This window comes from Lachnospiraceae bacterium JLR.KK002 (genome assembly GCA_036941025.1).
Classification (GTDB): Bacteria; Bacillota; Clostridia; order Lachnospirales; family Lachnospiraceae; genus Petralouisia.
The window spans coordinates 1,317,257-1,342,800 of record JAYMNP010000001.1; the positions used below are offsets into that span (position 1 = coordinate 1,317,257).

22 protein-coding genes and 4 pseudogenes are annotated in these 25,544 nt (G+C 45.2%); 4 read left to right on the forward strand and 22 right to left on the reverse strand.

Annotated features, from left to right (window positions below; translation table 11 throughout):
* Window positions 1–126: 126 nt before the first annotated feature.
* Complete coding sequence (gene thrC / locus VSQ32_06365) at window positions 127–1,608, reverse strand: threonine synthase (GenBank protein ID MEH2942494.1); 1,482 nt, start codon at window positions 1,606–1,608, stop codon at window positions 127–129.
* 119 nt (window positions 1,609–1,727) lie between these two features.
* Window positions 1,728–2,603 (reverse strand): cell wall hydrolase, encoded by an 876-nt coding sequence (locus VSQ32_06370; protein ID MEH2942495.1) that lies wholly within the window; start codon window positions 2,601–2,603, stop codon window positions 1,728–1,730.
* A gap of 148 nt (window positions 2,604–2,751) precedes the next feature.
* Between VSQ32_06370 and VSQ32_06375 the strand changes: the two genes are divergently transcribed.
* The gene (locus VSQ32_06375) at window positions 2,752–3,582 is read left to right on the forward strand and encodes a hypothetical protein (protein ID MEH2942496.1); all 831 of its coding nucleotides are present in this window, start codon (window positions 2,752–2,754) and stop codon (window positions 3,580–3,582) included.
* A 145-nt stretch (window positions 3,583–3,727) separates the two neighbouring features.
* On the opposite strand, the gene leuD is transcribed toward VSQ32_06375, so the two are convergent.
* Window positions 3,728–4,216, reverse strand: coding sequence for a 3-isopropylmalate dehydratase small subunit (gene leuD / locus VSQ32_06380; protein MEH2942497.1), 489 nt, complete (start codon window positions 4,214–4,216; stop codon window positions 3,728–3,730).
* 1 nt (window position 4,217) lies between these two features.
* Window positions 4,218–5,486, reverse strand: coding sequence for a 3-isopropylmalate dehydratase large subunit (leuC, locus tag VSQ32_06385; GenBank protein ID MEH2942498.1), 1,269 nt, complete (start codon window positions 5,484–5,486; stop codon window positions 4,218–4,220).
* Between the two features lie 158 nt (window positions 5,487–5,644).
* On the opposite strand from leuC, the gene VSQ32_06390 reads away from it, so the two are divergent.
* The gene (locus tag VSQ32_06390; GenBank protein ID MEH2942499.1) at window positions 5,645–6,556 is read left to right on the forward strand and encodes a LysR family transcriptional regulator; all 912 of its coding nucleotides are present in this window, start codon (window positions 5,645–5,647) and stop codon (window positions 6,554–6,556) included.
* Window positions 6,557–6,699: 143 nt separating this feature from the next.
* Here the strand turns inward: VSQ32_06390 and ilvC are convergent, their stop codons facing one another.
* The 13 genes from ilvC to VSQ32_06455 all read right to left on the reverse strand — a co-directional run bounded on the left by ilvC (window position 6,700) and on the right by VSQ32_06455 (window position 20,409).
* A complete protein-coding gene (gene ilvC / locus VSQ32_06395) occupies window positions 6,700–7,719 on the reverse strand; it encodes a ketol-acid reductoisomerase (protein ID MEH2942500.1) in 1,020 nt (339 codons plus the stop codon).
* 87 nt (window positions 7,720–7,806) lie between these two features.
* Complete coding sequence (gene ilvN / locus VSQ32_06400; GenBank protein MEH2942501.1) at window positions 7,807–8,307, reverse strand: acetolactate synthase small subunit; 501 nt, start codon at window positions 8,305–8,307, stop codon at window positions 7,807–7,809.
* Between the two features lie 207 nt (window positions 8,308–8,514).
* Entirely contained in the window at window positions 8,515–10,242 is a 1,728-nt protein-coding gene (locus tag VSQ32_06405; GenBank protein ID MEH2942502.1) for a methyl-accepting chemotaxis protein, read from the reverse strand.
* 22 nt (window positions 10,243–10,264) lie between these two features.
* Complete coding sequence (locus tag VSQ32_06410) at window positions 10,265–11,533, reverse strand: extracellular solute-binding protein (GenBank protein ID MEH2942503.1); 1,269 nt, start codon at window positions 11,531–11,533, stop codon at window positions 10,265–10,267.
* A 14-nt stretch (window positions 11,534–11,547) separates the two neighbouring features.
* The gene (locus VSQ32_06415) at window positions 11,548–12,417 is read right to left on the reverse strand and encodes a hypothetical protein (protein MEH2942504.1); all 870 of its coding nucleotides are present in this window, start codon (window positions 12,415–12,417) and stop codon (window positions 11,548–11,550) included.
* A gap of 10 nt (window positions 12,418–12,427) precedes the next feature.
* The gene (locus VSQ32_06420; protein ID MEH2942505.1) at window positions 12,428–13,279 is read right to left on the reverse strand and encodes a YwqG family protein; all 852 of its coding nucleotides are present in this window, start codon (window positions 13,277–13,279) and stop codon (window positions 12,428–12,430) included.
* Window positions 13,280–13,360: 81 nt separating this feature from the next.
* On the reverse strand, window positions 13,361–15,349 hold the full coding sequence (locus tag VSQ32_06425; protein ID MEH2942506.1) for a methyl-accepting chemotaxis protein: 1,989 nt from the start codon (window positions 15,347–15,349) through the stop codon (window positions 13,361–13,363).
* 102 nt (window positions 15,350–15,451) lie between these two features.
* Window positions 15,452–16,675 carry a transposase gene (locus VSQ32_06430; protein MEH2942507.1) on the reverse strand — a complete coding sequence of 408 codons (1,224 nt, stop codon included), beginning with the start codon at window positions 16,673–16,675 and terminating at the stop codon, window positions 15,452–15,454.
* Between the two features lie 310 nt (window positions 16,676–16,985).
* Window positions 16,986–17,441, reverse strand: a complete 456-nt coding sequence (locus VSQ32_06435; protein MEH2942508.1) for a DUF3784 domain-containing protein — start codon at window positions 17,439–17,441, stop codon at window positions 16,986–16,988.
* Window positions 17,442–17,552: 111 nt separating this feature from the next.
* Complete coding sequence (locus VSQ32_06440; protein ID MEH2942509.1) at window positions 17,553–17,792, reverse strand: hypothetical protein; 240 nt, start codon at window positions 17,790–17,792, stop codon at window positions 17,553–17,555.
* 82 nt (window positions 17,793–17,874) lie between these two features.
* Window positions 17,875–18,051 (reverse strand): DUF1905 domain-containing protein, encoded by a 177-nt coding sequence (locus VSQ32_06445; GenBank protein ID MEH2942510.1) that lies wholly within the window; start codon window positions 18,049–18,051, stop codon window positions 17,875–17,877.
* 500 nt (window positions 18,052–18,551) lie between these two features.
* A complete protein-coding gene (locus tag VSQ32_06450; GenBank protein MEH2942511.1) occupies window positions 18,552–19,526 on the reverse strand; it encodes a Gfo/Idh/MocA family oxidoreductase in 975 nt (324 codons plus the stop codon).
* A 76-nt stretch (window positions 19,527–19,602) separates the two neighbouring features.
* Window positions 19,603–20,409, reverse strand: a complete 807-nt coding sequence (locus VSQ32_06455) for an MBL fold metallo-hydrolase (protein ID MEH2942512.1) — start codon at window positions 20,407–20,409, stop codon at window positions 19,603–19,605.
* A gap of 332 nt (window positions 20,410–20,741) precedes the next feature.
* Between VSQ32_06455 and VSQ32_06460 the strand changes: the two genes are divergently transcribed.
* Window positions 20,742–21,995, forward strand: coding sequence for a transposase (locus VSQ32_06460; GenBank protein ID MEH2942513.1), 1,254 nt, complete (start codon window positions 20,742–20,744; stop codon window positions 21,993–21,995).
* 591 nt (window positions 21,996–22,586) lie between these two features.
* Window positions 22,587–22,943 (forward strand): annotated as a pseudogene (locus tag VSQ32_06465) (AAA family ATPase).
* A 7-nt stretch (window positions 22,944–22,950) separates the two neighbouring features.
* Here the strand turns inward: VSQ32_06465 and VSQ32_06470 are convergent.
* From VSQ32_06470 to VSQ32_06490, 5 genes and pseudogenes are all read right to left on the reverse strand, one after another.
* Window positions 22,951–23,304: pseudogene (locus tag VSQ32_06470) on the reverse strand (family 1 glycosylhydrolase).
* A 9-nt stretch (window positions 23,305–23,313) separates the two neighbouring features.
* Window positions 23,314–23,713 (reverse strand): annotated as a pseudogene (locus tag VSQ32_06475) (PTS glucose transporter subunit IIA).
* A gap of 17 nt (window positions 23,714–23,730) precedes the next feature.
* The gene (locus VSQ32_06480) at window positions 23,731–24,657 is read right to left on the reverse strand and encodes a PTS transporter subunit EIIC (protein ID MEH2942514.1); all 927 of its coding nucleotides are present in this window, start codon (window positions 24,655–24,657) and stop codon (window positions 23,731–23,733) included.
* Window positions 24,658–24,862: 205 nt separating this feature from the next.
* The gene (locus tag VSQ32_06485; protein ID MEH2942515.1) at window positions 24,863–25,168 is read right to left on the reverse strand and encodes a PTS transporter subunit EIIB; all 306 of its coding nucleotides are present in this window, start codon (window positions 25,166–25,168) and stop codon (window positions 24,863–24,865) included.
* A gap of 240 nt (window positions 25,169–25,408) precedes the next feature.
* Window positions 25,409–25,525: pseudogene (locus VSQ32_06490) on the reverse strand (IS110 family transposase).
* Between the last annotated feature and the right edge of the window lie 19 nt (window positions 25,526–25,544).

Consider the following 25,544-nt stretch of genomic DNA (forward strand, 5'->3'; position numbering starts at 1 on the left):
GCATAAAAAGAATCCTGCTTTGCAGGATTCTTTTTTATCTTACAGGAAATAGCTTAAACGCGATACGTTCAGCATACTGCGTATGCTCTGACGCACCGCAAATACCAAATACCCTTCTGTTCCGTATTATATATTCAGGAACTCTTTTACCACAGACTCCATCTCTTCCACTTCGCAGACTGTTTTATGTCTGACCGGGGCAGTCCGAATATCCTCAATAGCCTGGGGGACTTTTACTCCGGATACCGTTTCCAGCTCGTCAATCAGCTCAAAATCCGGCCTGCCTTCATATGAACTGTCAATGGCTGTCATAACGCTTCTTGCGAATTTATAGGGACTTGCAGTGGATGCAATCACTGTTTTTGCAGTGTCTCCTGTCTCTGATTTGTATTTCTGATATACGGCTGCCGCTACTGCTGTGTGCGTGTCGATAATGTATCCTGTATTCTGATATATTTCCCGAATCGCTGCTGCTGTTTCCTGCTCACTGGCATAATTTCCATAAAATGCCGCAAGCAGTTCTTTCATTTCCTCTGTAATCTCATAAGTTCCGGTTTCCTGCAGTTCTTTCATCAGGGCGCGGTTTTTCTCCGCATCGTTTCCTGCAATGCGGTAAATCAGACGTTCCAGATTGCTGGAAATCAGAATATCCATGGAGGGGGAAGAAGTCAGGATAAATTCCCGGTTTCTGTCATATGTACCCGTACGGAAAAAATCATACAGTACTTTATTCTCATTGGAAGCACAAATCAGCTTTCCAATGGGGAGTCCCATATTTCTGGCATAGAACGCAGCCAGGATATTTCCGAAATTTCCGGTGGGAACCACCACGTTTATCAACTCTCCGTTTTTGACTTCCCCTGATTTTACCATTCTGGCACAGGCATACACATAATACACAATCTGGGGGACCAGACGTCCGATATTGATGGAGTTGGCGGAAGAAAACTGGTAGCCGGCTTCTGCCATAACTTTTCCCAGCTCCCTGTCAGAAAACATCTGTTTCACACCGGTCTGGGCCTGGTCAAAGTTCCCATTAATACCAACCACAAAGGTGTTGTCTCCCTTCTGGGTAACCATCTGTCTCTGCTGTACCGGGCTGACGCCGTCTTTGGGATAAAATACAATGATTTTCGTCCCTTTTACTTCCGCGAATCCTGCCAGAGCAGCTTTGCCTGTATCGCCGGAGGTGGCGGTCAGAATCACAATATCATTTTTCACCTGATTCTTCCGGGCTGACGTTATCATCAGATGAGGCAGAATGGAAAGGGCCATATCCTTAAATGCAATGGTGGCTCCATGAAATAATTCCAGGTAACTGACATCCTGGGCTTTTACCAGCGGTACAATTTCTTCCGTATCAAATTTTTCATCATAGGCATTCTGTATACAGGTTTTCAGTTCTTCCTCCGTAAAATCTGTAAGAAACAGCTTCATTACTTCATATGCGGTCTCCTGATACGTCATTTCTGTCAGTTTTTCCATCGGAATATCCAATGCGGGAATCTGCTCCGGCACAAATAATCCTCCATCTTCTGCCAGACCTTTTAAAATTGCCTGTGAAGGAGATACTTTTTCATCGTTATTTCTTGTACTTACATATAACATGCTCTTTCCATCCTTTATCATTCTTTATTGTCATCAACAGTTCAGGGGCGCCCCGGCAATTCCGGGACACCCCTCATTATAAAAGTTTTCCTCTGCTCTGTCAATCTCTGCCTGAAAGTTCAGGGAAGCGTATAGAATTCATGTCCTCCATACTGAAACAGCCAGGTCAGATTATTGTCAAACCAAGCCATATCATAGGGATTTGCTTTTCTGCGGGCAGAAAAAAACAATGCCCCCTGGGAAAAATCTTCTCCATATATGGCTTTCTCCACAGCATCCACCGTAGTCTGTGTTACTTCCACGGAATAGTATCTTCCGTCAGCGGTAGGTGCAAACTGAGGACTTCCGCCGCTTCGCTCAAAAATCACTTCATAGACGGAAGATTCAAATTCTTCTGCAAGAACCCGGTTCAGAATCACTTCAGCCACCAGAATCCTCCCCTGCTCATCTTCTCCTCCTGCTTCTGCCTGTACAATCCGAAGGAGAGCGTCATAGTCTTCTTCTGTAAGAATAATATCTCCATAAGGATTCACCGGCACCTGCTGTATTTCATTGTGAACCGGCTGGATACTGGCGCATACTGCCATTACCTCGCGTTTCTCAATGCGTGCTTTCTGTGCATCCTTTATTTTACTCTGTTCTGATTCCACTGCCCGTTTGCAGGAAGCTGCAAAATTTCCTGTTGTTACAGGCTCAGCCTCCCCGGAATTGCCATTCCCGGCAGACACGCCGGTTTCATCCGTATTTTCTGCCTGCAGCAACAATTCCGGTTCCTGAAGATTTTCTGTCTGAGTTTCCTCCTCCGGCCCCTTTATGCTGCTGCATTCCACCGCGCTCCTGCTTTTACCTGCACCGCCAAATCCATGGGCATTCAGAGAAATCATTGCAAATACCGAAAATCCGGAAACAAGAACTGCACAATTCCGATAGGACTTTTTGGATATATTTCGAATACAACAATATACGTTCTTTAGTAAGTTTTGAATTGTCAACATAATCGTTCCTCTTTTCCATTTGACTGTTCCATAATTTACCATTATTTTCCAGCATCCCAAAAACTTGCGTTTCTGCATTTTTGTGATATACTTATTTTGTATTTTTTACCGAAAAAAATACATGGAAATATGATTTATGGAGGGTATTATGCTGCCAGGTGTCTATATTGCTTACAAAAAAAACGGAACTGCTTACTATCGCGCCAGTATCACTTATCATGGCAAGCATATATCTCTGGGCAGCTTTGATACCGAGGAGAAAGCAAATCTTGCCTACTGCGAAGCATCCGGTCTTCTGCAGGACACTTCTGTCTCTTTCGAAGACGCTTTCTCACTACCAACTATTTTAAGTTTTGATAAAGTGATTTCTTTGTTGAATTTTCGGGATAATCTCATTTATTTTAAAAATCCTGTTTATTTGAGGAATAATTATTTCATTTACTATATTTCCAGATGGGACGAATTAAAATTCGATATTGACGATTTGTTTTATTATTCCAGCCACAAAATCATGCGCCGTCAGGGACATCTTTTTGTGAGCGACTATGGAATGCAGGTGAATATTCTTTCCCGGTACGGCATTAAAAATTATGCTGTGGCGGGACGGGATTACTATTTTGCCAATGGGGATGCCACAGATTACCGCTATTCCAATATTATTGTAATCAATAAATATTACGGTGTGACAAAAATTGCCGCCTCCGGAGAGGAATGTTATAAAGTACAGATACATATCAATGGAAATTATATGGTAGGAATCTACCACAATGAAGAAAAAGCTGCAATTGCTTACAATAAAGCTGTGGATCTTGCAAAAAAATACGGAATTTCCAGAAATTTCCAGACCAATTATCTCGAGCACTATTCCCCCCGTGAATATGCTGAAGTCTACAGCCAGACGGAAATTTCTGAAAAGTATATCCGGTATCTGGAACAAAGTGGGCAAGCCCGCTTCAACTCCCCTGCCCCTCAATCCTGAGGGGCGCTGGACATCCTGTGGATGTCCGTTTAGCGCGGACCGAAGCGGAGCGTAGACCTGCACATGCTGACGGGCCGGAATTTTACTCCGTAATCTGTTCCGGCCCATGTCTGTAACTGATTTCATCCGATGAGAAAGCCGCTTTCTATGCTTTCTGATTGATGTAGTTAATCAGCCCTTCCGCTTTGATAATTTTTTGCATAAATTCAGGAAACGCCTGTCCCTGGAAGGTAGTTCCTTTTGTTTTATCGGTAATGATTCCGCTGTCGAAATCAACCTCTACCTCATCTCCCGCTTCAATTCCCTGTGCTGCCTGCGGGCATTCAATAATGGGAAGACCGATATTAATGGCGTTCCGATAAAAAATTCTTGCAAATGTTTCCGCAATCACGCAGCTCACACCTGCAGCTTTGATGGCAATGGGGGCATGTTCTCTGGAAGAACCGCATCCGAAATTTTTATCTGCCACAATCAAATCTCCCTGCCGGACTTTGTTTACAAAGTCTTTGTCAATGTCTTCCATACAGTGGGTGGCCAGTTCTTTCGGGTCTGAAGAATTCAGGTATCTTGCCGGAATAATCACGTCCGTATCCACATTGTCTCCATATTTAAATACTGTTCCGCTGGCTTTCATTTTATTTTCCCTCCTGTTTTGCTGGTGCTGAAATGTTACCGGTTACCGCACTGGCTGCGGCTACTGCCGGACTTGCAAGATATATTTCGGAATCCACATGTCCCATACGTCCTACGAAATTGCGGTTGGTGGTGGACACACAGCGTTCTCCCTCTGCCAGAATGCCCATGTAACCTCCAAGACACGGTCCGCAGGTAGGTGTGCTTACAATGGCGCCGGATTCTATAAACGTTCGGATAAGTCCTTCTTCCATTGCATCCAGATAAATCCGCTGGGTGGCCGGAATTACGATACAGCGCACTCCCTTTGCCACTTTCTTTCCCTTTAATATTTCCGCCGCTGTGCGCAGATCATCCAGCCGTCCGTTGGTACAGGAGCCAATCACAACCTGGTCAATGGCAATGTCTCCCACCTGGTCAATGGTTTTTGTATTTTCCGGTAAATGGGGAAATGCCACGGTAGGTTTCAGGGTACTTAAATCAATGGTATATGTTTCTTCGTATTCCGCATCCTCATCTGCCTCGTATATCCTGAATTCCCTGTCAGAATGTTCTTTCATATAGGCAACTGCTTTCTCATCCACCGGGAAAATGCCGTTCTTTCCTCCTGCTTCAATAGCCATATTTGCAATGGTAAACCGGTCGTCCATGGACAGGCTGCCAATACCGTCTCCGGTGAATTCCATGGATTTATATAAAGCTCCGTCTACGCCAATCATACCGATAATATGCAGAATCACGTCTTTTCCGCTGACCCATCGGGGCAGCTTGCCGGTAAGGTTGAATTTAATGGCGGAAGGAACCTTGAACCATGCCTTTCCGGTAGCCATTCCCGCTGCCATGTCCGTACTTCCCACTCCTGTGGAAAAGGCGCCCAGCGCCCCATAGGTACAGGTGTGAGAATCTGCGCCGATAATCACGTCCCCTGCCACAGTAAGTCCCTGTTCAGGAAGAAGGGCGTGCTCAATTCCCATTTCTCCCACATCAAAATAATTGGTAATATCATGTTTGCAGGCAAATTCCCGGACACATTTACAGTGCTGTGCGGATTTGATATCCTTATTGGGCACAAAATGGTCCATAACCAGAGCAATCCTGTCTTTATGAAATACACCTTCTGTTGTAAACTTATCCATTTCATGAATCGCCACCGGTGCGGTAATGTCATTTCCCAGCACCAGATCCAGTTCCGCTTCTATCAGCTGCCCTGCCTTTACTTCCGGAAGGCCCGCTGCTGCTGCCAGAATTTTCTGCGTCATCGTCATTCCCATATTTCAATCCTCCTGTTCCTTTCTTTCTGCTTGCTATTTTAGCATATTCCGTAGTATAATAGAAATACATATTAAGTATAATCATTATAATGTACAGTTATGGCAAAACAGAGGGGACCTGTCCCATCAGATCAAAGAACAGGAAAGGACTGACATTCATGGAACAGAATCTTTCATCTTACCGTATTTTTTATGCTGTTGCCAATACCGGCAATATTTCCAAAGCGGCAAAAGAGCTCTATATCAGCCAGCCGGCTATCAGCAAATCCATACAGAAACTGGAGGAAAATATCGGGGTAAAGCTGTTTGAGCGCAGTTCCAGAGGAGTTCTCCTGACCCCGGAAGGGGAACTTTTGTATACCCATGTAAAATCAGCCTTTGAGACCCTCACTCTGGGAGAAGACAAGTTGCGCCGCTCTATTGCCCTTGGGGTGGGAAATCTGACCATCGGCGTGAGCTCTACCTTATGCAAATATATCCTGCTTCCTTATCTGAAGGATTTTATCAAAAAATATCCTCATATCAATATTTCCATTGCCTGCCATTCCACCAATCAGACGCTGAAACTTCTGGAAGACGGAAGGCTGGACATTGGTCTTATTGGCAAGCCTGAATTTTTGAAAAACATGAATTTCTATCCAATCCGGGAAATCGAAGATATTTTTGTGGCCACCAGAGATTATCTGCACAACCTGAAAACCCGCGGCGTGGAAAAGCCTTTTCTTCTGCAGAGTTCCACCCTTCTGCTTCTGGACAGGGAAAATATGACCCGTCAGTATATTGACGACTATTTTCAGAACAGCCATATGCTGATTCAGGATATAATCGAGGTCTCCAATATGGACCTTCTGATTGAAATGTCCAAAATCAGTCTTGGCATCGGCTGCGTCATCCGGGATTTCGTCCAGAATGAACTGAAAACCGGAGCACTTGTGGAAATTCCCCTTGGCGCTGCCATTCCCAGGAGGTTTGTGGGCTTTGCCTATAAGAAAGACGCCAGAATTTCAAAGTCCCTGGAACATTTTATTGATTTTTATGAAGGCTATCATTTAGAATCGAACAAAGTGTAGAAGACCCTGTAAGATGAAAAAATGAGCTGCCGCAATATGCAGCTTATATACAGGATACGGATGAGGCCATGTACGGTCTGAATGGCATGTCCTGTATACAGCGGCTTTGCGGCAGCCCTTTTTACAAAAGTATATATTCCTGTTTAATTGTTAATCAGTTTATCATCTTCGTTGTTCCAGCTATAGAGTTTACGCACTTCCTTGCCTACTGCCTCAGCGGGATGTTCTGCTGCCAGCTTACGCATTGCCTTGAAGTGAACCTGGCGTCCTGCCGGAGACATATCCAGCAGGAAATCTTTTGCAAACGTTCCATCCTGAATATCTGACAGGATTTTCTTCATGGCCTTTTTGGTATCTTCTGTGATAATCTTCGGCCCTGTAATGTAATCACCATATTCGGCAGTATTGGAAATGGAATATCTCATTCCTTCAAATCCGGACTGGTAAATCAAATCCACAATCAGCTTCATCTCATGAATACATTCAAAATATGCATTTCTCGCATCGTATCCTGCTTCCACCAGCGTTTCAAAACCTGCCTGCATCAGCGCGCAGACACCGCCGCACAGCACTGCCTGTTCACCAAACAGGTCTGTCTCTGTTTCCGTACGGAAAGTCGTCTCAAGAACTCCGGCCCTTGCTCCGCCGATTCCCAGTGCATATGCCAGCGCAAGATCCTGTGCTTTTCCGGTAGCATCCTGTTCCACTGCAACCAGACAGGGAACGCCTTTTCCTTCCTGATACTCGCTTCTTACGGTATGTCCGGGCCCCTTCGGTGCAACCATGGTAACATCCACATCTTTCGGAGGTACAATTGCTCCGAAATGGATATTAAATCCATGGGCAAACATCAGCATATTGCCTGCTTCCAGATTGGGCTCGATATCTCTCTTATACATATCAGCCTGCAGTTCATCGTTAATGAGAATCATAATGATATCTGCTTTCTTCGCTGCCTCGTCTGCGGTAAGTACCTCAAAGCCCTGTGCCTCTGCTTTTGCCCAGGATTTGCTTCCCTTATACAGTCCGATAATCACGTTGCATCCGGATTCCTTTAAATTTAATGCATGGGCATGTCCCTGGCTGCCATACCCGATAATCGCAATTGTCTTTCCTTCCAGTAAAGAAAGGTTACAGTCTTCCTGATAAAATATTTTTGCCATTTTCTCATCCTCCTGAAATAATTTATAATATCGTATCTGCTCCATACCATGTATTTCACAGACGCGGATAATATCTGCTGCCCTGTATCAGTCAAACATTTTGACATCCGAAGAACCTCTTGTCAGTCCGGTGATTCCCGTTCTGGCCAGTTCCAGGATTTCATATCCTTCCAGCAATTCCAGAAAAGCCTCCAGCTTGCTCTGGCTTCCAATCAGTTCAATCATCATGGAATCATTGGTTACGTCCACAATTTTTGTCTTGAAAATTTCCGCCAGGGAAATCACTGCCTGCCGCTCCGTGCTTTTTACACGGATTTTAATCAGAATCAGCTCCCGGCATACGGAACTGCCGCTTTCCAGCTTTTTAATATCCACCACATCTTCCAGTTTGGCCAGTTGCTTTTCTATCTGTTCCAGTATCAGCTCATCGCCGCTTGAAACAATGGTTATTCTGGTAAATCTGGGATCTGCCGTTACCCCGGCAGATATGCTGTCTATATTATATCCTCTCCGGCTGAATAAACCGGATACATGGCTGAGTACATTGGGTGTATTCTCAACCAGAATTGATAATGCCTGTGTTTCCATGTACAAAACCTGCCTTTTCCTTTCCGCGCTGTCTCTGTTCACAGATATTTTGAGGTGGTTTCTTTCACCTGCGCGATTACTAATAAGTTTAGCATATTAAATCGGTTTGTCAATAGATTCCGCCCGTTGTTTTCCCGGCAGCCATACGAATTATTTTTGATATGTATTCCTTCAGGTTATATCTACGCGTTTTTTCATAACCAGTTATTACAGATTTGTAAAGACATCCGTTTCTTTCTGCAATTCTCCCACAATTTCCTGATTGATGTCCATGCGGCTGGTAATAGTTTCCATATCCTGCACCAGTGCCTGAGTGCTCCTTGCCACTCCGCTGATTCCCGTAACACCTTCATCAATTGCTCTGGTAATGGTGGCGATGGAGTCAGCAATTTCCACCATGGCGGTCAGCAGTTTATCTGTCTTTTCGTTAAAATCATCCATGTTATGTTTGATATAATCCGCGTCACTTTTATACTGCTTGCCGGAATTTACAAATTCACGGAATTCCACCAGAATGGATTCATTCATGTAATTTACCAGATTCTGTGCATGTTCAGACAGGTTATGTACCGCATGGATGACTATGCCGTTGATTTCCTGAATATGATTTGCCGTTTCCCTGCTGGAATCTGCAAGCTGGCGGATTTCATCTGCCACCACCCCAAATCCTCTGCCAGCCTCTCCGGCTCTGGCTGCTTCAATGGAGGCATTCAGTGCCAGCAGATTGGTCTGGGCGGAAATTTCCAGAATATCGTTGGTCAGGCTGTTTACCTGGTCTACGCTTTTGCTCTCCTTAATGGCTTCATTTAATACTTCCAGAATTTCCTTTACTTTTGCTCCGGTGGTATTCATATTTGTCTGAGCAGAATGTTCCATGGTATCTGCCCGTTCTTTCATTTTCATGGAGTATTCATTGATTTCATTACATTCTTCCGCCATTTCCGTGACATCGCGTTTCATTTCTTCCGCACTGGCATTGATTAGCGACGCATTGTTTGCCACCTGCTGTATGGTGGCTGACAGTTCTTCTGCAAGAGCTGACAAATCCGTGGCGCTGGCATTGGAAGTTCTGGTCCGTTCCAGTACTTCCCCTGTCACATCATCAATTTTCCTGGAACTGCCCTGTATTACATGGAGGATATTCTGCAGCTTTTCCATAAACGTATTAATTCCCATCCCAAGGGCTGAAATTTCATCGTTAGACACAATGGTAATACGTCTGGTCAGGTCTCCCTGAGCAGTGTCAATATCACGGATGATATCAGAAATTTCTTTTTCCGCATGGGTAATGGGAGTTACCACTCTCCGCACAATTACAACAACTGTCGTCAGTATCAGCAGGATACAGATAGTGACGGAAATCACGCTGATCAGCATGGATGTTTTATATACGGACTCCAGCTGCTTTCTGGCCAGAGCAGTCCGCTGGTTGACAGACTGATTCAGTTCATTCACATTTTCTTCCATGGCGGTTCCAAAAGCTGCCACATCGCCGTTCGCACAGCCATAGGCTTCCGCCGTTTTTCTGTCGGCGCTGGCACATACAAGAAGTACCAGTGCATGTTTGAAAGAATCATAATTTTCCAGCAGGTTCTGATAAGCAGTGTTATCATTTTCCGTCACATATTCACTGTATTGTTCCAGCTTCCCGTCCAGCGCGGCTTCTTTTTCTTTTATCTGACTGACCACAGTAATCATGGTCTGATAATCGGTGGCCACAATATGGGACAATGCCAGCCGGTGTATGGTCTGCACATCCTGGTGGATTTCTTCCAGAGCAGACTTTCCCATCATATAATTATCAGAAATGTCTGCAGCATTATTGTTCACATTCCTGATGTTGTTTACTGCCAGTGCATTGGATATAACTGCCACAATTCCAAGCAGTGCAACGGGCAGCATTAAAAGATATTTAATACTGAGCGTTTTCTTCATTCGACTCTCCTTTGACCATACCTTATTGGGCAGTGATTCCTTCCACCATTTTATCCAGCAATGTCTGTAAATCTTCTCCCTGCGGATTCCCCTCAGCCAGTTTCCCGGCAAATTCGGTTACCGGCTCCCAGTAATTGCCGCCAATCCGCTGCAGGCAGGAAAATTCTGACTGTTCCAGCAGGGCGGTAATTGCCGGTGAAGCATGAATTTCCTCTGATTCCGCCACTTTTATATTGGAAGGGCCCTGTCCCCGCTTTTCAAAACGGATTCTCTGGTTCTCCTCTCTGGTAATCCACTCCGCCAGTTTTTCTGCCCAGTCATGATGTCTGGAATAAGCATTGACCCCGGCCAGTTTATATCCGGAAAAAGAGGCCATCTGAATCTGCGTTTCTCCGCAGTTATAGACCGGAAGTTTTGCGGCTCCGTAATCATTTCCCCAGGCTTTTTCCACGCCTACCGCATTCCATACGCCATTAATCCCTGCTATTACGCTGCCGTTCTGCACACCTGTCATAAAATCACTGTCGCTCAGCAGCGCAAATCCCGGATGGGCTGCCAGGTCTGCCATTGCCTTTGCAACGTCCACACCTTTCACAGGGCCTTCTGTTCCGTTCCAGGTACAGTAATTGGTAATCCCGTCTTCGTTCAGCCCTACCTCCAGCCCCGTATTTCCAAAGAAAGTATATACATACCAGGCAGAGGACCAGTCCATGGTAATCTTCTTATTATTTGCCGCTGCAATTTCCAGCATTTTATCCAGGGAAGCCACGTCCTCCGGAGAAAAATATTTTTTGTTATAATAAAAAAAATACCCGTTATCCGCTGTCATGGGATATGCATACAGGGTATCGCCCACTGAGGCTGCCGCCACCGATTCCGGGGAGTTCGCCGCCTTTATCTGTTCTGCCTGTTCCACAGGCTCCAATGCTCCGGCAGCTACCAGTGTGTTCAGCTGATCATCTGCAAAGGCAAATACATCTGCCCCTTCTTCCAGATCTTTCATCAGAGTATCTTTACAGGTTGATTCACTTTCCGCTACGAAAGTAATTTCAAATTCTGCCTGGTCTTTGTATGCCTCCTGAAAGTCTGTAAACATTTCCTGTAAGAGTGCTTCGTCTTCTTCTCCTCCCCATACAAGCAGGTCTACGACGCCTTCCTGCTTTGTATCGGTGGTTTCCTGCCGGTTGTCAGAAGTTTCTGTTTTCCTGCTGCCGGAGGATTTGTTCTGACATCCACCGGTCAGTGCTGCCAGAATAATTATGGCAGCCGTCATAATCCATTTTTTCTTCATATGTTACTCCCATCTCACTGCAATTCTGAAGGACGGTTCCAGTTCTCATCAATTCCGTGAGCTTTCCACTGGTTGTCTTCTTCCAGATAACCTTCTACCGCCAGATACTGAAATCTGCTGACTGTTTTCAATGCATCATAAATATAGCGAAGGGGAATTCTGGAACGATTATTTTCTGGATTTCCCGGCTCCGCCAGAAATACCGTATCATCTTCTTCCTGATACAGCCAGATATTCACATAATGTCCGGGGGTATTCTGCCAGTAAGTGTCATCCTCTGCACTGGTAATCAGCACTACCGCTGATTTTAATGTTTTCATCTGTTCCTGGAACATTTCATAGGTTTCCGGTTTTCGGTACAGCTTACATCTCACGCCGCATTTTCGCAGAACATGCCGCATTTCTTTCCAGTCTATGGCCCCATACCTTCCATCCGGCGCATAAGAGGAAGATGAGACTGCATATTCAAACATATCCCAGGGGGAAACTTCATAGGGAGATAAGGTATTATAGATATTGGCCATGCAGCACAGGCCGCACCCGAATCCTCCAAAAGGGTTTCCTTCTACACTGAACTGGCACCATTCTCCTGACCAGGGAATTCCTTCGCTCCAGGACTTCGGCCCCTGCAGAAACGTATGAACTTTCTGTTCATAAATGGTAAATGCCCGTACCATTGCCTGCCTGTCTTCCTCAGATAAATTCTGCTCCAGCCAGTTTGCCGAACCTGCATACAGACTTTTCTTATCTGTATAGATATTTACCGTTTCCCTCACCTCAGGCTGTTCTTTCTCTTTTTTGAGCCAGATTGCCAGAAAGCCCAGCAGACATATCACCAGTAATGTTCCGGCCGCAGGCAGGTATTTTTTTATACGCTCTTTCATTTTGCATCCTTTAACAGCAATCCCAGTTGTACAGGACTTTGCTGAAATCCTTCTTTTTCAAATCTTCCCGGTTAATAAAGAAATTGGCCACCCCTGCGTCTCCCCATAAAATATAATCCTCATCCCCGCCGTAATCGGAATCCATCTGGAACAGCAGGGTATCGTAATAGCGATACCTTTCCTCATACTCTCTTGGGTCTGTCTGGGTAAAATAAGGATAGCCCAGCAGCCAGTGATTTTCGTTTGAAAATTCTTCCCATACTTTTTTCCGGGCCTCACCGTCCAGAATCTGATACAGGGACTGGCCTTCACACTGTTTTCCGAATTTTTCCTGAGCAATATCCCGAAAGAGCGTGACAAACCGATAATCTTCTCCTCCCATAAACACCTGTTCTCCGGTTATTTTCAGAGCCACTTCCCTGAAGATGGGCGAAAATTCATCCGGATTATCATCTGTACATGACGGAATTCCCAGACTTCTGACCTGTTCTTCCGTCACCTGTTCATTTACGGTCTCATGATAAACCACCCTGAAATTCTTCTGGGCATCCTGTTCATCAAAATCCATCCCGTATACATCATCCAATGCGATAAAAAACTGCAGCATTCCCGTTTCCGGGAGCAGCTCGTCCCCCTCCGGATTCCAAAACATCTGCTCCAGATTAATCTGGGCCAGGAGCATCAGTTTCCTGCCTTCGCTGTCTGTGGGATATTCTTTCTCCATATCCCACCAGGGCAGGCCGCCGAACTTACTGTCCGACAAATCCGGTTTCGTTTCGGGGTCAATGACCAGGGAATATGCATAAGTCCTGGTTCTCTTTTTTAATTCTTCTATGATTTCTCTGGCTTCTTCCCAGTTCATACTGTTTTCCTCCATCAGTCTCAGGAAATATTTTCAGCGAAAAACTTATCAGTGAAAGAGTCAGCGTTCCGGCATTTACCGCTATTCTGAAGCAAGGGTAAACTGTTCTACCAGTTCTTTCAGACAGGCAGCCTCAGCGGAAAGCTGTTCACTGGCGGCTGCTCCTTCCTCGGCGGTAGCACTGTTGCTCTGTACAACAACCGAAATCTGATTGATACCTTCGGAAACCTGCTCAACCGACTCTGACTGCTCATTGGATACGATTGCAATATGGTCTATGGAATCAACCACAGACTGAATACTGTTTACGACGCCCAGCAGGACATTTGCTGTATTTTGAGCAATTTCCGTACCGATATGTACCGCATCCGTAGAATTGGCAATAAGTTCCGATGTATTTTTAGCCGCCTGCGCAGATTTACCGGCAAGACTGCGTACTTCCTCGGCAACAACAGAAAATCCCTTTCCCGCACTTCCCGCTCTGGCTGCCTCCACTGCTGCATTCAGCGCAAGTATATTGGTCTGGAATGCAATATCGTCTATTGTCTTAAGAATCTTTTCAATTTCCTCGGAACTGCTCTGAATCTTTTCCATGGCATCTACCAGATTCTGCATTTTCTGATTACACAGGAATACTTCTTCGCCGGTCTGATGGGTCTGGCCTCTCACATCCAGCGCTCCGCTGGCTGTATTTTTAACTTCTTCAGAAATCACGCTGACCCGCGCTGCCAGTTCCTGTACCGAGCTGGCCTGTTCCGTAGTTCCCTGGCTGAGTGTCTGCGCACTTGAGGATAACTGGTTGCTGGCATTCGCCACCTCCTCGGCAGAATGGTTTACCTGACGCATGGCGCCGCTCAGTTCCACTCTCATATTCCGCATGGAGAGCAGAATATTCCGAAAACTGCCCACATATACTTCTTCATGTTCCGTATGGACATCCAGATTCTGGTTTGCCATCTCGTTGAGCAGATAACTGATATCGTTGATAACCGTGCACAGCCCTTCTACCAGGGCTTCGGTGGATTTCACAAGCACGCCTGTTTCATCTCTGTTGTTAATCCTGGGCATTGGCGTGTCCAAATCGCCCTCTACCAGGAGCTTCATGCGGTTTACACAGGCTTTCATCGGTTTACCGATATTGAGTGCCAGGGTCAGAGCAACAATAACGGAAAGCAGTATGGAAACCACGATTACTGCAATGTTGATAACCATTGCATCCCGCGTGGACGCCAGATAATTAAGCTGAGGTGCGGTCACTGCAATACTCCAGCCGTCCGTATCCAGCACAGGGGCATAGGCCGCAAACATCTTATCTTCTCCGCTTGTATATTCTCCGCTTGTATATTCTCCGAATCCGTTTTTCCCCTGGCGCATTTCGGCATGAATCGCTGCCAGTTCCTTCAGTGAAGAGTCGTTCTGTGCCTCCGCTTCTATATTCTGAACCGTAATGGTATCAAGCGTAATATCTGCAATTGTGTTGCCGGATTTATTAATCATGTAAGCTCTGCTGTTTTCACCAAGCTGAATAGCGGATACAATATCGTTCAGAAAAGTCTCGTGGGGAACAAAATATACGACGCCCACAATGGATTCTCCATAATTTCCTCCGTCATATAAAGGCGCTGCCACCATAATGGACAGTTCACCTGTAATCTTGCTGATTAAAGGCTCTGACACAAAAATATTCCCGTCCATGGCCTGCCGCACATATTCACGGTCTGAGTAATCATTTCCATCAAAGATACTGATACCATCCGCGCCCACAATGTTTCCTCTCTGAAAACCATGCATGGAAACGCGCTCGTCGATAATGGCCTGTTTTTCTTCCACCGGCACTTCCGGGTCTGATAGCTGCGGAATACACCCGACTTCCATGACCACGTTCTTATATGCCGCCAGCTCCTGCTGCGCCCGTCCTGCCGCCAGAACTGCAGTCTGGCTCATCATATGTTCCACTGTGGACATGGTATTGTTATAGTTCAGCATGATGCTTGAAGTTCCGGATGTAACCAGCCCAATCAGAACCGTCAGAATAAGACTTAAAGTGATTTTGGTTCGAATGCTTTTCATTTCAATGTACCCCCTGCTTGCATAGTTGAAATATGAGATGTCTCAGTCTGCATATTCAACCCTTTTTCCTGATGTTACAAATATTACACCACTTTACAACTATTATAAATAGCGCTCCTTTTGCTGAACAAGGTATTTTAAGGCTCTCATAAGGGCAGATGATTTTATTATACTTTCGCTCTTTTTCACGAAAGTGGCAAAAAATACCTCCTGCCTGATCCGCTCGCTGAGCACAAACCTGAAATCCTGTGCGCTTTCCCTACGGTACTTTGAAAATGCTTCATCCTGATATGGCAGCAGTTTCATCGCACAATAAGCTATGTTGATCAGATTAACCAGCATTTCAATCCCTTTCCGGCTGCGCACCATATAGCTGCATAGTGACCAGAAGGTTTTCTGTTCGTAATAGCTGACTTCTATCTTCCATCTGAATGAGTACAGGAACAAGGGGATGTAATCCATCCATGCACTCCCCGTCTGGTTCAGGGGGGTCTTTTCCTGCCATGCACAAAAAATCTGCAGCTGTGTGGGGAAAACCGTACTGAAGAACAGGCGCCTGGAACCGCCTTCCTTCTCTGTGGCTGTCACATAGGCAAAAACTTCCCTTGTGCCGAAAATATTTGTAAGGACACGGCGCATCCCAATATAATAACCGCCTATTTTTTCATCCGAAAGTGTAAAATCTTTTTCCGCCGAAAGACGTTTCCCATGTTTTGCAGGCCTGCCCCTTTTTCCGGTCGGCTGCGGGGCAAGGTCATAAAGGACAGAGTCATACCTTGCATTTCCGATTAGGCCAAGGTTTGGGTATTCATCCACGACAGAAACCAGATCCCCTTTTGTATACCAGCTGTCGCATAGGATAATGACATTCGCCTTTTCCTGTAATTCAGGCATGGCCTGGCGTACCATGGAAGCAGCCAGCTTTAATTTTGACTCTTCTTTCTGCCACATACGGTAGGAAAGCGGAAACGCCTGGTAAACAATCTTGCCTTTATCCCACATTGGCACACAGAGCATGACACTTACAAAGCAGTGCCCATTCAGGTAGCCGCTGCCGTTGTGCGCGGAATGGTCAAAGAGTTTTGAGACATCCTCAAATTTCTTTCCATATTTGGGAACAATGGTATCATCCATGCATAAAAAAACGGGCTGCGTCTCTAAGGATTTCGGGATTAGTTTCAATGCCATAGATGCTGTTGCATTCATAAACCTGGAATAATCCACTTTGGCATAGGAGCAGGCATAGTAAAAGGCATTCAGGGATTTATCTGTTAGCTTTGACAGGAAATGTCTGTAAAGGAAACGGATGGAATCCGCTGACTCCAGTGTCAGTATGGACAGCAGGAGCAGGACCAATGTCTCGGCTGTAGGAATGGAACAAGCCTCAAAATAAATGTAAAAATAATGATAAAGTCTACCAATTATAGTTTTTTCGTTGTATAATAAGTCTGTCGTACAGGATCACTTTCTTTCGTATTTTTTTGTTTGCAAACTTATTATACATCAGAAAGTCCTGTATGACATTTTTTTTATGGAAAAGTTGTAAAGTGGTGAAATATTATATAAGTTACTGTTCCCGCTTGTCAACCACTATCCGGACAGTCATCAAAAACTGCCTGTTATGAACCGGAAATTCTCATTTTCTGCAAATTGTATTGCTGAGAATGAGAATTATAACGACGTCGGTAATAATAACGCCAATTAAGACATATACAAAACTCGCCGGCAGCACATTTTCAAACAAACCAGAAGTAAGAATGCAAAAAGCTATTACAGCCATTCCGGTTCCCATTGTTCTGCACAGGCGTTTTTCGTTATATTTTGCTTTTTCTTCTTTTGTGGCTACATTATAACCGGAAATCAGTCCGCTTCCATGTCCCGAAATTAAGACTGCGGAAAGTATTGCAAATACGATGAATGCAGCCCATACAATCCAGTCCGGCCCATGTGATATATCCGCTAACTTCATTATTCTGACACCTCCATAATTCTCAGGTTCTCTGTTTCCTTTATGATACCATAAATTTTTACATCTGACACCAGTTATATAAAAAAAGAGAACGATACGGTCCACTTTCAGGGCGCTGGACATCCGGTGGATGTCCGTTTAGCGCGGACTGAAGCAGACCGTAGACCTGGATACTTTGACGCGCCGGGCATGGTCCCTTTAACGACATCATTCCATTCATGCGAGTGCGCATAATTATTCTGTCTCACAGGAAATACTTTCATGCGTTAGCGTGACACGGTATTTCCTGTAAGACAAAAGAAAAGCACCTCCAGAAGAGATGCCTTCCCATACAGAATCAATCCGCTCCGCACCTGTCTCATACTTCACAGTCATTGCCAAATCCAGAGCCGACTGCGTATCAGCAATTACCACCTCGTCACCGGAAACGACTGCAATATCAACTCCCTTATCCTTCAAATGTTCAATATTCATAATATCCTCCAGACTAAACCTGCAGTACAAATCCCGGTTAATGATTGATTTTACAGAACAACATGTAAATTGTCAGGCACTGTCATGCCCGTTCTCTGACCGTCACCAGAACCCTGTCCCCCGGCTGCTTTCCTATCCGGAAACGAATATCCTTACGCACGCCGATAATATAGCACACACTCCCGTCAGCGTTCTTTACCCCCATATTTACAACACTGCCATCATAGGGTTCCCCGTCAAACGTGGCATGTACCTTCACCCTTCCCCGTCCAAACTCTTTCCTGATATCATAGGGAAAAATGACATAAGCGCCCCTTTCTTCTCCGCTTCATAAATCAGTGACTCATACTCATACACTCTGTTGTTCAATGCCTGCACCTCATCTCATTCCTGTTATTAATTGTCGCAAATATCTTTTACAGTCTCATTCGCAATAAACCAGTTTGCAATCCCAAAAAGTCTTCCCTGTCCCGGTCGCATATCCCTGGAACTATATAATGGCAGCCAGCCAAATGCACAGGACGTCCAACAGAATCCCTGTCATGGCGGCCACCGCCCATTTCAGCTTCATATATGCCCCTCTCCCGTTTCTTTCGTCTTTATCTATCCACTCTATCGGAAAATAATCGGTTTTATGCTATTATTGCATCCATAATTTCTTTGCCAATATTCATCATTGACGACAATCCTGCCATATGTAAGCTGCAGCATTTGCCATGGCCGGCAGAATAAAATAAGTATCAAATTCTGAAAAAGAGTTTATTCTTCTTCCGGATACTTAAATCCCCATTCATTTCTAAAAGCTGTCATCATATCCATCACATCTTTGGTATATTCAAGATGCATACATTCCGCATCTCCTGAGATGGCCCTCTCCATATCTGCCAGCTCGTATGCTAAAGCGTCTGCATTTTCGCCTTCCCTGAGCACTTCTGTCTCTCCAGACTCTACATAGGTAATCGTCGCCTCCCACGCTCTGGGATATTCCATAATTTCAATGTAGCCCTTTTCACAGGAAATTATTCCGCGCTTTGGCTGTTTTGAATGAAGCGACAGCATAACCGACGCCATCTGTCCTTCTCCGTTCATAAGCAACAATCCAGCCTGTTCATCCACTCCTGTTGGCGCAGACTTTACCTGCGATAAAAGTCTCGTTGGCTTTTCGTCCATAAACCATCGAATAAATGAAAGTGCATAAACCCCAATATCAAGCATTGCACCTCCCGCAAGATTTCTATTGAAAAACCGATTGCTCATATCGTATTCCTTGAAACTTCCAAAATTCATTGTTATCAGGTTGACTTTTCCTAATTTATCAGAATCAAGTATTTCTTTCAATTTCTTATATACTGGCATATGATAAATAGTCATGGCTTCACCAATGATAACGCCCTTTTCATTTGCCAATGTAATTACTTCATCCAGCTCACTGCTGTTTAATGTAATCGACTTCTCAACAAGCATATGTTTCCCATTGGCAATAGCTTTTTTCATAAATCCTGCATGAGTATTATGTGGAGTGGTAATATAAATCACATCAATCTCCGGATCTGAAAACATATCGTTATAATCTTCATACACTTTTTCAATTCCATATTTGTCTGCAAAGGCAACTGCTTTGTTATAAGTTCTATTTCCAATGGCATAAATGTTTTTCCCGTTTTTCCTAAGTGCAACCGCCATTTCATTTGCAATTACACCTGTGCCTAAAACTGCCCATTTAATCTCCTGCATAAAGTTTGTCCTCCTTAAATCTGGCTCTGAACTTTAAATCATATGCCATATCCATATTTCCACTTTTGTACGCCGGCTATTTTCCCTTAATCTCAATCCTGTCCAAAATTCCCTGTACGCTTATATTCTGATGCGTCAGATACATTCTCGCCACATCCTCCACAAATGATTTGTCCGCTCCCGTCGCCCTGTCAATATCCAAAAGCGTATAACCCTTGTCTATGTATTTCATAATCTTTTTTACAAGCTGAAACATATCTTTGGAATGCCCGGATTCTTTTTTCGGCATCCCTCGCTCCCCGCTTAACTTTGCCGCTTTCGCATGGCCGTAGTACACCCTGACAGGCTTTTTTGCCAGCAATTTATCCCAACTCTCCTCAATCTGAGTCCCCTTGTGAATCTCCAACTCATACAGGGGATTCAGGTCGCCTACAAAGAACGCCCCTTCATCCAGGCATAAGGAAATGCTGTCTTCGCTATGCCCCGGCGTATGCACCACTTCTCCTGCAATCCCGCATTCCTTCAAAAGAAGACGGCTTTCCCCACAGGAAATGACGCGTACATCCTCATCCACAATCGGCCGGTAAAGGCGGTTCCCTTCCTTTGCAAATACCCTGTCCGCGTCATGGATATGCGCCCGCTGCACGTCAGCCGCCACGATTTTCACGCCGCAGCCGGCAATTTCCTGCGCGATTCCCATGTGGTCCGGGTGGAAATGGGAAATAAACAAATACCGAATTTCCTGCACTGTCGCCCCCGCCTCGCCAAGCACCCTGCAAAACTGTGGAAAAGAACCTGCCCACCCTGCATCAAAAAGGATGCTGCCATCCGTTCCCCGGACAAGATATGTGTTTGTGCCGGAATACTTTAATTCGATTACCATCTTACCACTCCATTTTACAAAAGGTTCATCTGCTTCGACATGATAACACCGCTAAGCCTACGCTATCGAAAAAAGTGTCATGCGAAAGCCTTCCTGGGAAAGCCGCATCCCTGCACAGATGAACCATAATTATTTTAACATTTTTTACGTTTGTACGCCACCCTTATTTTCCTTGAGTTTCCGCAGTTCTATCCACAAAAGTCCAATTATCCACATATCACCATCTACAATTTTTGTAAAATGCCTAAAATATAAGGAATCTTCTTCCTTTTTGATGTAAAATAAAGTCGCCACAACAATTATCCACTAAACAAAAAAGAGGAGGATTCCTTATGGCTCATTTTACATCAAATACCTACACTTTGAAACGGGAAATTTTAACTTTTTCTAATAAAATTTCCAAAAAGCTTTCAAAACCGGACAAAAAGTTTATTGCCGATATGACTTACGGCATCCTCGCTTCCGGAAGTTGCCTGTTGACCGACATCGTAGACCAGCTCCACGAACGTTCCAAAAAAGTCAATTCCGTAGAGCGGCTCACCAGGCATTTGAATAAAGGGATTCCTGGAAAAGCGCAGAAATCATACCTTTACACCATCCGCAAATGGATTCCGGATGAACCTGTCGTCCATATCGATGACAGCGATATCGTGAAACCGGATGGCCGCAAGTTTGAATCCCCTGGCCTCGTCAGGGATGGCTCCAAAAGCACGGACACAAAGAACGTCTATGAAAAAGGCTACCATGTCACAGAAGCCTGCGCCCTTACGAAGAATGGCCATCCCGTCAGTATCCTCTCTAAGGTCCATTCTTCGAAAGAGAAAGACTTCACATCCATCAATGATGTGACTTTTTCAGCAATGGAACAGGCAGCCTCCCTGTTCGGAAAGGCCACTTTCGTCATGGACAGGGGATACGATGACAACAAGATGTTCCTGAAACTCCATGGGCTGGAACAGGACTACGTCATCCGCCTTACGACAAAGCGCAAACTCCTTTTCCATGGGAAATGGATCCCGGCGACACATCTTCGGGAACAGCGCAAGGGCAAGATCAAAATGCCGCTTTATTATAAAGGCAAAAACCATGATGCCTATCTTTCCCATGTGAAAGTGCAGATCACGGCTTCCAGAAAGGACATCTACCTTGTCCTGGTCTACGGTATCACGGAGCATCCCATGATGCTGGCTACAAATAAAAAAATCAGTTCCAGGGAAGATGTCATCCGGATTGCAAAGCTCTACTTTTCCAGATGGCGCATTGAGGAGTATTTCCGCTGCAAAAAACAGGTATTTCGCTTTGAGCATTTCAGGGTACGGAGACTCAAAGCCATCAACGCTTTAAATTTTTATATCACCTTATGCATGGCATTCCTGGCACACCTGTCCATGAAGCCGGAGACGAATGCCCTTAAAGTCTCCATCATAAAAACGGCTGCTCCCATAAAGGAGAAAGTGGGCTTCAGCTATTACCGGCTGGCAAAAGGCATCATCGGCATACTCTCGTATGCGAAAGAGGGCATCAGGCTCTGGTTTCGGACGAAGCGTCCGGCTTACCGTCAGCTTTGCCTTAAGCTGGCCGTCTGAATAGAGAAAAGAATAGTTCTCCCACAGTCCGGTTCCGGCGGGGCTTATTTCCGGTACCTCTACTCGCAGATGCTGCCTCTCGACTGCATTCAAAAAATGGCAGATTGGTACTTTTAATAGGCATATTCATTTTTTCAGTGCAGTTTGCGGAAACTCAAGATATCTGAATACTTTTAAAGCACTTGTTACTGACCGAGAAAAACGGTTAAGCGGCAGGTGCTTTTACTTTTTCAAAAAATCAGAATACCATGTCTAAAAATATATCCCCCTGCGGGCTGTTGGGTGAGAGGTCAAAACCTCCCGCCCTTTTTTATTACCGCAAAATGACAGCGATAGATTTGCTCCTTGAAAATTCCATAGCAGCCGCCAGAGGGATACCTGCCGCAACGGACAGCAGAGCCACGATATGAGCCTGCCCGTTGCTCAATCCGTGCATAGCACTGACAGAGAAAACGCCGCTTTAGGGAAAGCGTGGAACTGTATGGACTGGCTGTGCTACATACCCTTGCTTCATTGCAGGGGTAAATCTATTCAAGGAGGTCACGCCTATGTGCAGTAAAACCAAACGAAAACGCCGAAAGGAGGAAGCCCATGCAGAAGCTGAATCTGGTGGAAGCGGAAACGCTCCTTTACGAGCCGCTTGAAAAGCCGTCCTTTGTGGTGGACGGTCTTATCCCCACGGGCTTGTCGCTGTTCTGCGGCTCACAGAAAATCGGCAAGAGCTGGCTCATGCTCAAGCTCTGTCTTTGCGTGTCGCAGGGGCTTCCCCTTTGGGACATGCCCACAAAGGCGGGGGATGTGCTGTACCTCTGTCTGGAGGATACCTTTTTCCGCATACAGGACAGATTATTCCGTCTGACCGATGAAGCCAACAGGAAGCTCCATTTCGCCGTGGCGAGCTGTAAGCTCTCGGACGGTCTGATGGTGCAGCTTGAGGACTATCTGAAAGTATATTTTGACATTCTAAAAAGACATTCCTGTAAAAAGCAAGCCCTTCTTGTTTTGGTTCCTTTTCATCCCCGTTTGGGAACAGCCTGCTCCAATTAATGGACATTCGGAAACATTTAAAACCCATTTCACCATACAGGGCAATATCTTCTTTATAACGATGGTAAAAATCTACCGCCTCATGGCTTGGATAATGGTACTTAGGAAGTATGCCGTCTGTCACATGCCGGGGAGTTGTTTTTGTCCCGCCTGTCATAACGTCCGGAACAGAAAGCCCCTTCCCTCCTTCCTGGATTCCTCCTTCAAACTGATTGGCAGCCGTAGCGCCGCCCCATAAAAAATTCTCTGGAAACCTGCCCATAATAACCTCCTATTTTTTCAACTGTATGATCTTTGTTCCTGCCACTACTGTCCCTTCCGCCACAAGTTCTGCCGCTGTATAATCATCCGCATTCAACACAATCACTACCACGACATCAGGGTGTCCGGCATCCGCCACTGCCTTCCGGTCAAAAACAAGCAGCTCCTGTCCAGCATTTACTTCATCCCCTTCTTTTACCTTCGGATCAAATCCCATGCCGCGTATCAACGCCGACATGTATCAGAAGTTCCATGCCATCGTTTCCTTCAAGGCCGATTGCATGGCCAGTATCTGACACTTGCACTATTTTCCCAGTAAAAGGCGCCCGCACAATGCCATCTTCTGGATAAATCCCCATTGTCCATCCCAAAACCCCTTCTGAAAATGTCGGGTCTGGAATATCCCCCATTTCAACTATCTTTCCATTTACCGGGGCGTATACCGTATTTTTTCTTCATTTTCAATGGCTGCTGTTTCCTGTGCCTGTATTTCCACACTCTTTTCAAATTTTAACGAAAGAATAAATGTAATGGCTGCCGTAGATACTGCCGTAATCAAAAGCGAAATGATGATATTCCAAAAAAAGCTCATGGTATCATCACCGATATAAAGGAGCACTGCCGGAATCCCGGAAGAGCCTGTCGCAAAACGGTGTGTATGTGTAACTCCGGCATACAGACCGCCTAAGCCCCCGCCTATCATTGCCGAAATAAGAGGATATTTCTTCGGCAGGTTCAATCCATACAATACTGGCTCTGTAATTCCCATCAGCGCCGTAACGCCGGCAGACAAGCCAAGCTGCCTTGTTTTGGATTCTCTTGTACGCAAACCGACAACCAGCGCGGCAACTCCCTGTGCAATGTTAGAGCATACGCATCCCGGCCCAAAAATACTGTCAAAGCCAAGGCTTGCCATCTGCATACTTCCAAGCGGCGCAACCGCATGGTGAATGCCAAACATAACCATAACAGGGAACAGTCCCCCAATCAGCGCAGCAGGCGCCCAACTCGCATTTGTACTCAGCCAGTCAAAAACCAGCGCAAGGCCTTCGCCAACATAATCTCCTACCGGCCCTAAAACCAACAGCGCCAGCGTTCCCATAATAAGAAATGTAAACATCGGAACGAATACAAGGTTTACTGCCTTTGGGATCACTTTATTCAGCCATTTCTCTACAAAAGACTGTACAATAATAACGAGGATAACCGGGATAACGGTTGATGTATAAGATACCAGATAGAACGGTATCACACCAAAAAATTTTACCGGTTCATCTGCGGCTACTAATGCCATCCAATTTGCATGGCACATAATGCCTGCCACAGACATAGCCAGAATTGCGCTGCATTTCATCCTTTTTGCCGTTGTATAGGCCAGAAGGATTGGAGAAACGCAAAGGTTGCGTCTGCAAAGAAATTTAATATGTAATAAGTCTGCGAATCTGAATTTACCAGATGGAATACGGTAAGCAATGCCATCAGCGCTTTCAGCATACCGGCTCCGGAAAGCGCTGGGACAATCGGCTGGAATACACTGGACACAAAATCAATCACATAGTCTACCGGCGACATTTTTTGCCATTCCCTTTGTCCGGTTCTTCCTGCCCTTCCCTGTTCGGAACCAGTTTTTCTACTTCCTCAAACACCTCTGCCACATGCATACCTATGACAACCTGAAACATACCGCCGCTCTCTACTACCTGCGCCACCCCATCCAGGTTCCCGATACCCTCTTTATCCGCTTTTTCGGTATCTCTCAGAGTGAAACGGAGCCTTGTCTGGCAATGGCGCACGGCGCTGATATTCCCGCTGCCGCCCACTTTTTCCACAATCGTCCCTGCAAGGCTTTCATACTTTTTGCTCATTTGGATGACCTCCTTCTCTTATTATGTTTCCATCATACAAAACTTTTTTGACTATGTCTAATACCTATACTGAATTTTCAGAAATGCCTGTTTTGAATGACAGAACCATAGCATAAAAACCTGCTAACAAAAGTCAAGACTTTTTAGCAGGTTTTTAAATATATTTTTCGTATGAATTTTTCCTACGACAATTAGACCGGTGGAAAATCCGGTCTGCCGTATCCGCTGTTTTAGTTCTTTTTACTTCTGGTATACTTCCATCACACGTGCATAATAAATCCTAAGGAATTTATTTAATCCCGCTATTTTTGCTGCACGTTTTGACTTTCCTTCTTTTTCTTTCTTCAAACTGAACCACTACCGGCTAAAGCCGGTA